Genomic DNA, 8,705 nt, shown 5'->3' with positions numbered 1-8,705 from the left:
CATTCGTAATGCGTAGGTCGCCGGTTCAAGTCCGGCTTTCGGCTCACAAAATTAGCAGTTATCTTTTTAGGCAACTGCTTTTTTTATGGCTTTTTCCGTATTTCTCGCGGGTTTACATGCTTCATGTAAACTATCGATCTATCGGTGAAAAGGTGCATACTTTTTCCGGAAAGAGTCCCTATCTTTTTCCAAACGAATAACGATTCTTTTTATGACGGGAAAGCATCTTTTTTAATGAAACATGTTGGTTGACCTAACCTTTCGGACGCAAGAAAGTAATAGTTTAGATGCAAAACAATGAAATATTCCTTCGAATCTTTACTATCTTTGCAAGCAATTCATCTTACACTGACAAAATAAATGAATGAGACCATATTAAACGGTTTATTAAATCTATTTGCTATTTTCGCTTCCTCCGTGCGGATTGAAAGGGAGCAGGCAAGTCGTGCCGTTCATTCCTATCTCTCCAGCCACTTCGGGGTACGTTCCCACAAAGAATATATTGAACTTTACAATGCGTTGCGCGATATGTATGACGATTCGCTCTTTGTGCTCGACAAAGAGCAGATTGTCCGGAATATCTGCGAACAGATGAAAGTAAAGTTGAGGGCCGAAGAACAGTTGCTTTTGTTGATTCGTTTCGTGGAGTTTGCCTGTACGAACAGCGGGGAGGCGGATCAACATCTGGATCTGTTCCGCCTGGTGGCCGATATCTTTTCGATTCCCCAGGAAGAATTTGACGATGCGCTTGCCTTTATCACAGGAAAACCTTCTTTGTCTTTGCTGACGATCAGCGGAGAGGAGGCGGCGGAGGCCAACCATATCACGCGGAAAGGGATGGAGGGGTTCATCCGTGTGCTTTACATCCGCCGCTTCGACAAGCATATTTTCACCTATCACGGGAGCGGACAGGTCTTTATGAACGATATTCCGCTTTCGGCGGATATGTTTTATGCCTGGCAGCATAGCAGTGTGCTGAAAGGGCCTTTGTTCCTGCCGGTCTACTACAGCAACCTGCTGGCCGTTTTTAATAAGAACGAACACAAGGAGGTCATTCGTCTGGCCGGACGTGATATTGAGTTTACGTTTAAGAACAGCCATAACGGGCTGCATAACTTCTCTTTCAACCTCGAATCCGGACAGCTTGTCGCCATAATGGGCGGTAGCGGGGTCGGGAAGTCGACTTTGTTGGGAATCATGAACGGCAATATCCGTCCCGACAAGGGGATGATCACCGTGAACGGTCATCTGCTCGACTCTCCGGAGGCACGCCAGTTGATCGGTTTTGTCCCGCAGGATGATTTGCTGATCGAGGAGTTGACCGTTTACCAGAACCTTTTGTACACGGCACGGCTCTGTTTCGCGTGTCTGACAGACGAGGAGATCGGGCGGCGCGTGGAAAAGGTATTGAAGGAATTGGACCTGGAAGAGATAAAAGACCTCGAAGTCGGTTCCCCTATCCGTAAGACGATCAGCGGAGGCCAGCGGAAGCGACTGAATATCGCTCTCGAACTGATACGCGAACCGGCTATCCTGTATCTCGACGAACCGACGTCGGGATTGTCGTCGTCCGATTCCGAAAAGGTAATCATGCTCCTGAAGGAACAGACTCATCGGGGGAAATTGGTGGTGGTGAACATACACCAGCCTTCGTCCGAGATCTATAAGTTGTTCGACCGTCTGTGGCTGCTTGACCGGGGAGGCTATCCGATCTATGACGGGAACCCGATAGAGGCGATCACCTATTTCAAGCAGGCGGCCAAATATACCGATCCGGATATCAGCGTGTGCAGCGTCTGTGGTAATGTGAATCCCGAATTGATTTTGAATATCATCGACTCCAAGAAGATCGACGACTCCGGTAACCAGACGAATATCCGGAAGTTCACACCGGAGGAATGGCATGCCGAGTACCTTGCTTCCCGTCCCGCTTTTTCGCCGGCCGAGGAGGTGGTGTTGCCGGAGAACTTGCAGAAGAAACCTTCCTGGTTCAAACAATTCCTGATCTTCCTGGAAAGAAATATACGCACGAAACTGACGAACAAGCAATATTTGGCTATCACGCTACTGGAAGCCCCTTTGCTTGCGCTGATCGTCGCCCTTCTGACCCGCTATATGGACGGGGATGAATATACGTTGCTTGCGAACAAGAATTTTGTCTCTTATATCTTCATGTCGGTCATCGTTGTCACCTTCATGGGCTTGAGCATCAGTGCCGAGGAGATTATAAAGGATCGGACGATCCTGAAGCGCGAACATTTTCTCCGGTTGAGCCGGAGCAGTTACCTGACGTCCAAGATGGTGTATCTGTTGGCTGTGTCGGGATTGCAATCACTTCTGTTCATCGGGGTGGGGAATGCCATTATCGGGGTGGGGAGCGAGATGTTCGGCACGTGGTGGAGCATCCTGTGGGCTACGTCGTTCCTGGCGAACCTGACCGGGCTGATCCTTTCGCAGACGATGAGCTCGGTTGTCGCGATCTATATCACGATCCCGCTTCTGCTGATTCCCCAGATCTTGCTTTGCGGCCTGGTCATCAAGTTTGACGACCTCAATACGCGGGCTTCGAACGAGAACATCGTGCCGCTGATCGGCGAGCTGATCCCTTCGCGCTGGGCTTTCGAGGCGTTGATGGTGGAACAGTTCCGCGATAACGCTTACAATCGTCCTTATTTTCCGATCGAGAAAGAAAAGTATCTGGCGCAATATTACGAGAACGTTCATTCGCCGGAAGTGCGCAGCCTGGCAGAGCAGATTGCGGTAAAAGACGATCCCGATAAGCGGCAAACGGTCGAGAACGAGCTGGCCGTATTGAGCCGTGCCGCCCGTATCGCTCCCCGCACGGAAGGAGAGGGTTACCTGGCATATCTGGACAAGGTGGATGCCGCCCTGCACGAACGGGCGCACAACTTCACAGCCTATCTCGACCAGATCCAGCAGGAACGCGGCCGGAAAGAGGGAGCCGAACAACTGGCGAAGATGAAGAAAGCCCATCATAATACGGCGATCGAAGACCTGGTTATGGGGACCGGAGGACGCCATCTGTATAAAGAAGCAAACCATCGTATCTACCCGGCGGTCGGGCAGGTCTATGTGGAGCCCGACAACCGTCTCGGACGTGCCGCTTTCTACAGTCATGAGAAAAATTGGGCCGGATATCATATTTCTACTTATAAATTTAATTTATTGGTTATAGGTTTCTTTGCATTATTAGCGATTATCGCTATATTCGCAGAGTTTCCGGGACATTTCCTGAAACGGGACGAATTTTGAGGTCCGAAATAATAAATTATTAAATTATACAATATGAAAAAGAGTGTATTAAGCATGCTCGCCGTAGCAGCATTAGTGTTTGGAATGACTTCCTGCAACGGAGCCAAGAAAACAAGCGAAGAAGCCGAAAAGACTGAAGAAGCCGCTGTTATAGCAGGTAAGGCTCCGAAAGACCTGTTGACCGAGGAGTTGAAACAAGAGACAATTCAATTGTTGAAGGACATGCCGGATTCTGATATTCCTTACCGTCTTTCGACTGGTGAAGTGAAAGTAAATGTGGGTGATATCAAGTATATGGTGCCGGTTGGTAAGGCTGCCGAATTGAGCACTCCGACGCAGAAGGCCCGTGCATTGGGTATGTACATGGCTGATTATAACGTCCTGAAGGCGATCGGTAAGCCGACAGCCGAAGTGGAAGGCGTAATTGCCAAGTTGGCCACAGACCTGAATGTGTCGTTTGTTTTGGATATCCTGAAAGAACAGGCTCCGAAAGATGCGACTAAAGAACAATTGCAAGCTTTCCTGAACGCACAGGAAGACAAGATCATCGAAAAGATGGCTGCCGAAAACAAAATAGATGCCGAAGTTGAAATGTTAGGCGCTGCTTCTGCCGAATATGCTTGCCTGGTTGCCAATCCTACATTGGTTGTAGAGGGCGATGCTACTTCTGCCGGACTTTCTGCAAATATGGAAAAACGTGTCAGCATGTTGGAAGAAGTGGTTGCCGATTTGGCTGCTTACTATCCTGACCTGAAACAGTTAGGCGAAACGATTGCTCCGCTGAAAGAAAAGGTTGCTTCTATCCAGGGCGCTCGTGCTGCAAATGCCGAGATCATGGGTATCCGCGATGCTTTGTTGAAGTAAGTTTCCTATACATTAATATAATAAGTAGCCCGACTTCCTATTGGAGGCCGGGCTACTTATTTTAGGGGGATGATCAACTTGCGATTGCACAACTCGCCTTTATCACCCTTTATAGCAGATTGAAAGCAACGTAATATCGTCTGATTGGACTGCACCGACAACAAACTCGCCCACCGTCTCGGTTATCTTTTCCACCACCTCTTTCGGGTCCTTTCCGGCGAGCGTCCGACAGTTTTCGAGCAACCGTTGTTCGCTGTACAGTTCATGCTTCGTGTTCATCGCCTCCGTTACCCCGTCGGTATAGAGGAAAAGGTTATCGCCCGGCGACAGCTTCAATTCCTTTTCGTGGTAGCCGGCATCGTTGATTGCTCCCAATATTAAATCGCCTGTGGGCGGGACTTTGGAAACGGAACCGTCTTTTTTCATCAGGATAGGAGGATTGTGGCCGGCATTGCAATAAGTGACAACGCCTGTATGTATATTCAGAATACCATAAAATACGGTTACGAACATATCGTTTACGCTTTCCTGGCAGAGAATGTTATTGGAACGTTGCATGCACATGGATGCCGAATTCTCGGTCAGCGCGATGGCACGTATCACAGTCCGGCTGATCGCCATGAAGATGGCGGCGGGAACCCCCTTGCCCGACACGTCGGCAATGACGAAGCCCAGGCGGTCCTGGTCGATGCGGAAGAAATCATAAAAATCTCCTCCTACATATTTGGCTGCACTCATATAGGCGTACAGGTCGAACGATTTCAGCTCCGGAAACGGAGGGAATGTCTTGGGCAGGATCGTCTGCTGGATTTCCTGGGCGACGTGCAGGTCGTTCTGGATGGATTCCAACTGCGTGTGTTCCTTTTGCGCCTGCTTGATGAAAGCGATCTGCTCGGCCGCCTTTTCGATGGTACGTTCGAGGTCTTCGAGGTTGATCGGCTTGGTTGTGAAGTCGAAAGCCCCTTGGTTCATGGCGCTGCGGATATTCTCCATATCGCCGTAGGCCGATACCATGATGCATTTCAGCGCCGGGTTACGCATCTCGTTGATCTTCGTGAGCAGCGTGAGACCGTCCATCTCCGGCATGTTGATGTCGCTCAGGATCACATCGAAGTCCGGCATGGCAAGCATCATCTGGAGCGCTTCCAGCCCGTTGTGGGCGAAATGGAATTCGTATTCGCCTTTCTTTATCTTGCGCCGGAAATATTGGGTCAGCAGTATTTCCAGGTCCAGTTCGTCGTCTACACTTAATATTTTTATAGCCATAGTAGCGTTGTTTCTCTTATTTATTGAATCGGAATGGTGATGGTGAACCGGGTGAACTCGTTCGGTTCGGATTCCATCTCGATCGTTCCGTTATGTTTTTGTTCGATAATCGATTTGGTGATAGAGAGGCCGAGGCCGGTCCCTTCACCGACCGGCTTGGTAGTGAAGAACGGCGTATAAAGTTTTTCTTTGACCTCCTTCGTGATCCCTGAGCCATTGTCTTCGATAATCAGCCGTACCCGGTCGCCGTCCTTTTTCAGGCTGACTTTGATTGTCGGTTGGTAAGGACTTTCGGTGATGCCTTTGGACTTGCTGAAGACGGCATAGCAGGCATTATTCATCAGGTTGAGGACGGCGCGGCTGAAGTCCTGCGGGATCACTTTGACCTGCGGGAGCGTCTCGTCGTATTCTTCCAGTATCGTAACATTGAAGCTCTTGTTATTGGCACGGACGGCATGGTAGGAAAGCCATACATATTCTTTTGTCAGCCGGCAGAGGTCGGTCGGTATGTATTCGTCGTCCTTGCCGCGGGAATAGAGCAGGATGCCCCGGACGATGCTCGACGCGCGGTTCCCGTTTTCTTCTATCTTGCTCATGTTGCCTTTCAGGTCTTCCATGATTTCCCGGATCTCCTCGTCCGCATCGGCTGGGAGCTTGCTTTCCAGTTCGTCCAGTACGTCTTCCATATCTTGCAGCAACTTGCATGATAGTTTGCTGAAGTTGATTACGAAGTTGAGCGGGTTCTGTATCTCATGTGCGATACCGGCGCTCAACAGTCCGAGTGAAGCCATCTTTTCCTGCTGGCCGATCTGTTTTCTCAGACGTTCTAACTCTTTCATACTGTCTTCATTCATTGTTGTTGCTTTTTTGATAAATAGGAATCGTAATCATAAACTCGGTAAAGTGGTCCTTCTCGCTCTTCACGATGATGGAGCCTTGGTGGTTCAGGATCACCTCGCGGCAGAGGTACAAGCCGACACCCGCTGCCTCGGCAGTGGGCTTCGTGGTGAAGAACGGTTCGAATATCTTGGCTTTGATGTTGTCCTCGATGCCGATGCCGTTGTCGCGGATGCTGAGGAAGATCGTCCCGTTCAGTCTCTTTTCCACGTGTATGTTGATGACCGGGGTGAAGTCCTCTTTCTGCAGTTTCTTCAGCAATGCGTAGACGCTGTTCTTGAGCAGGCTGAGCATCACTTTGTTCATCTGCTCGATGTTGATCTCTGCGGTTGCGGGCTCTTCCGGGCAGTCGAGTTCGATCTGTATTTGCTTGTTCTCGATATCTTCTTTGAACTGCTTGCGGATCACGTCCACGTTCACCTTGCAGAGGTTGCCGATGTCCGTCGGAGTGACGTCGCCGTGACGGTCTTTCAACAGTTCTTCCATCGCTTTGACGATCCGGACGGTGTTGCAGCCGTGTTCGTTTATCTTCTGCAGGTTGCTGTTGATCATATCGAGGATCTCGATGCTGTCGGCGTAGTTCTCTTTTGACATGATCGCCTGTTCGTCGGTGATGTTCTCCTTCAGGTCATTGATCAGGTTGACGGAAAGGCCGGCGAAGTTGTTGATGTAGTTGATCGGGTTCAGGATGCGGTCGACCAGTCCCTGCGTCAATTGTCCGACTGTCGCCAGCTTCTCCTTGCGGACCAGTTCGTCCTGCGCTTTGGCCAGGGCGTCGAGGGCTTCCGAGAGTTTCTTGGATTCGGTCAGCACCTGGTCGCGCTGGATGCGGAGTTCGATTGTCCGCTCCTCCACAACCTTTGCCAGGTATTCTTTTTGTTTCAGCTGTTTGTGTAACCTCCCTTTGTAAATATAGAGGACGCATTGGGCGACGATCAAGGAGGCGATCCATCCTCCCCAGTCGTAATACATCGACAGGATGATCAGGATCCAGTCGGCTAATATGATCTTCTCTATAACCTGCCGCTTTATTTTGAGTGCTGCAATATCCTTGATGTCGAAGTCTGCCATATCAATGAATGTCTTTTGTCATGGTGAGTATATTTTTTCCGTCTGAATGACTGTAGGTGACTCCCGTCATTAGTTGTTTGACCAGATAGATCCCAAGTCCGCCGATAGGGCGCTCTTCCAGCGAAAGCGTCAGATCCGGCTCCTGCCTTTCAAGCGGGTTGAAAGCGATGCCGGTGTCGGTTATGACGATTGTCAGCCGTTTGTTCTCGCAGCTCATGTCGATACGGATGTCCTGGTCTTTCTTGTCCGGATAGGCGTACAGGATGACATTGGTCACGGCTTCTTCAAGTGCCAGTTTGATCTGCATCGACTGTAGTTCTTCCAGTCCGTAAATGCCGGCTTGCCGGTCCAGAAACTCGTAGAGGCGGGTTAACTGTTCCAGTTCGTTCTTGATATGTAGCGTATTTGCCATCTGCCGGAATAAGGACGCTTGTTATTCGATCGTGAGGATATGGGAGAACCCGGTGATGTTCAGGATTTCCATGATCTCATTCCGGATGTTCTTCAACCGGAAGGCTCCTCCTTTGCTCTTCATCCCTTTTTGCAGCGTAAGGAGCAGGCGGAGTCCGGCACTGCTGATGTAGGTCAGTTCCGCACCGTTGAGCACTACCGTTTGCGCTTCCCCCTGCAGGATGGGAGCGATCTCTTTTTCAAGATCGACGGAAGTTAACGTATCTAATTGTCCGGAAAGGCTGATGACAGTCTCTTTTCCGTTTTCTATTGTTATCTTCATGATTTGTTCTTATTCTGATTTACGTTCGAGCAAAAGTATAGATTATCCTTTACGTGAGCAAGTTATTTGTAACGATTTGTGTTATCGGTACGAATATTTCATTTATCTTTGCGGGTGTAGTAATCAAAATAGTTGTTAGCTATGAAAAGAGTAACAAATGAAGTAATTCAGATCAATGAGAAGTTAGGCGATTTCTTTGTTGATATTGCAAAGCTTGTCTTTGCGGGTGTAGTGCTAAGTACGCTGTTGGATATGGCGGAAAGTAAAGGATTTGTATTGTTTGTAGGAGTTTGGTCTACTGTTATGTTTGTAGCCACTGGATTTGTTATTTATGATTTAAAACATAAAAAGTAAAGAATATGGAACCAGCAGTAGTTTTATTTGGAAGTTTGGCTATAGGTAGTACGATTGGCTTGATTGCACTTCTTATCTATAAGTATCGGATTGAACATAAAGAAGATGAAAAAGTATGATGAAACTCTGGCCTTGCTATTGTACTTTTGATTCGGAATTATAAAAGGAAGAAAAAATAATTAAAAAGAAGGAGGTGAATTCTAAGTCCTCTCCAAACAATATCTATAAAATCTTACCCAAGTTTACG

Annotated in this window: 8 protein-coding genes; 3 read left to right on the top strand and 5 right to left on the bottom strand. The window is 48.7% G+C overall.

Annotated elements, in window-relative coordinates; all coding sequences use genetic code 11:
* Positions 1 to 360 precede the first annotated feature (360 nt).
* Positions 361 to 3,273 (top strand): ATP-binding cassette domain-containing protein, encoded by a 2,913-nt coding sequence (locus RDN79_RS18705; RefSeq protein WP_298547172.1) that lies wholly within the window; start codon positions 361 to 363, stop codon positions 3,271 to 3,273.
* Between the two features lie 33 nt (positions 3,274 to 3,306).
* Positions 3,307 to 4,137, top strand: a complete 831-nt coding sequence (locus RDN79_RS18700) for a hypothetical protein (RefSeq protein WP_298547174.1) — start codon at positions 3,307 to 3,309, stop codon at positions 4,135 to 4,137.
* Between the two features lie 102 nt (positions 4,138 to 4,239).
* Here RDN79_RS18700 and RDN79_RS18695 read toward each other — a convergent pair whose 3' ends face one another.
* The 5 genes from RDN79_RS18695 to RDN79_RS18675 are packed head-to-tail and all read right to left on the bottom strand — an operon-like array spanning position 4,240 to position 8,104.
* Positions 4,240 to 5,403 carry a PP2C family protein-serine/threonine phosphatase gene (locus tag RDN79_RS18695; protein WP_298547176.1) on the bottom strand — a complete coding sequence of 388 codons (1,164 nt, stop codon included), beginning with the start codon at positions 5,401 to 5,403 and terminating at the stop codon, positions 4,240 to 4,242.
* A 20-nt stretch (positions 5,404 to 5,423) separates the two neighbouring features.
* A complete protein-coding gene (locus tag RDN79_RS18690; protein WP_298547179.1) occupies positions 5,424 to 6,257 on the bottom strand; it encodes a sensor histidine kinase in 834 nt (277 codons plus the stop codon).
* Complete coding sequence (locus tag RDN79_RS18685) at positions 6,250 to 7,371, bottom strand: sensor histidine kinase (protein ID WP_298547181.1); 1,122 nt, start codon at positions 7,369 to 7,371, stop codon at positions 6,250 to 6,252. Before RDN79_RS18685 ends, RDN79_RS18690 begins: the two co-directional genes overlap by 8 nt.
* 1 nt (position 7,372) lies before the next feature.
* Positions 7,373 to 7,783: an ATP-binding protein gene (locus tag RDN79_RS18680; protein WP_298547184.1), complete on the bottom strand. Its 411-nt coding sequence runs from the start codon at positions 7,781 to 7,783 to the stop codon at positions 7,373 to 7,375.
* A gap of 21 nt (positions 7,784 to 7,804) precedes the next feature.
* Positions 7,805 to 8,104 carry an STAS domain-containing protein gene (locus tag RDN79_RS18675; RefSeq protein ID WP_298547187.1) on the bottom strand — a complete coding sequence of 100 codons (300 nt, stop codon included), beginning with the start codon at positions 8,102 to 8,104 and terminating at the stop codon, positions 7,805 to 7,807.
* Between the two features lie 141 nt (positions 8,105 to 8,245).
* Here RDN79_RS18675 and RDN79_RS18670 point away from each other — a divergent pair, with 141 nt between their 5' ends.
* The gene (locus tag RDN79_RS18670; RefSeq protein ID WP_298547190.1) at positions 8,246 to 8,458 is read left to right on the top strand and encodes a DUF6722 family protein; all 213 of its coding nucleotides are present in this window, start codon (positions 8,246 to 8,248) and stop codon (positions 8,456 to 8,458) included.
* The last annotated feature ends 247 nt before the right edge of the window (positions 8,459 to 8,705 follow it).

The sequence above is a fragment of the uncultured Parabacteroides sp. genome (genome assembly GCF_902493135.1).
In the GTDB taxonomy this organism is placed as follows: Bacteria; Bacteroidota; Bacteroidia; order Bacteroidales; family Tannerellaceae; genus Parabacteroides.
The sequence above is the reverse complement of the archived record's forward strand: the minus strand, read 5'-3'. Positions and strand labels throughout refer to the sequence as shown.

Excerpts from the sequence above, each read along its gene's own strand:
- RDN79_RS18690 (WP_298547179.1), bottom strand. The coding sequence starts at position 6,257 with ATGAATGAAGACAGTATGAAAGAGTTAGAACGTCTGAGAAAACAGATC.
- RDN79_RS18700 (WP_298547174.1), top strand. The coding sequence starts at position 3,307 with ATGAAAAAGAGTGTATTAAGCATGCTCGCCGTAGCAGCATTAGTGTTT.
- RDN79_RS18675 (WP_298547187.1), bottom strand. The coding sequence starts at position 8,104 with ATGAAGATAACAATAGAAAACGGAAAAGAGACTGTCATCAGCCTTTCC.
- RDN79_RS18685 (WP_298547181.1), bottom strand. The coding sequence starts at position 7,371 with ATGGCAGACTTCGACATCAAGGATATTGCAGCACTCAAAATAAAGCGG.
- RDN79_RS18680 (WP_298547184.1), bottom strand. The coding sequence starts at position 7,783 with ATGGCAAATACGCTACATATCAAGAACGAACTGGAACAGTTAACCCGC.
- RDN79_RS18705 (WP_298547172.1), top strand. The coding sequence starts at position 361 with ATGAATGAGACCATATTAAACGGTTTATTAAATCTATTTGCTATTTTC.
- RDN79_RS18695 (WP_298547176.1), bottom strand. The coding sequence starts at position 5,403 with ATGGCTATAAAAATATTAAGTGTAGACGACGAACTGGACCTGGAAATA.
- RDN79_RS18670 (WP_298547190.1), top strand. The coding sequence starts at position 8,246 with ATGAAAAGAGTAACAAATGAAGTAATTCAGATCAATGAGAAGTTAGGC.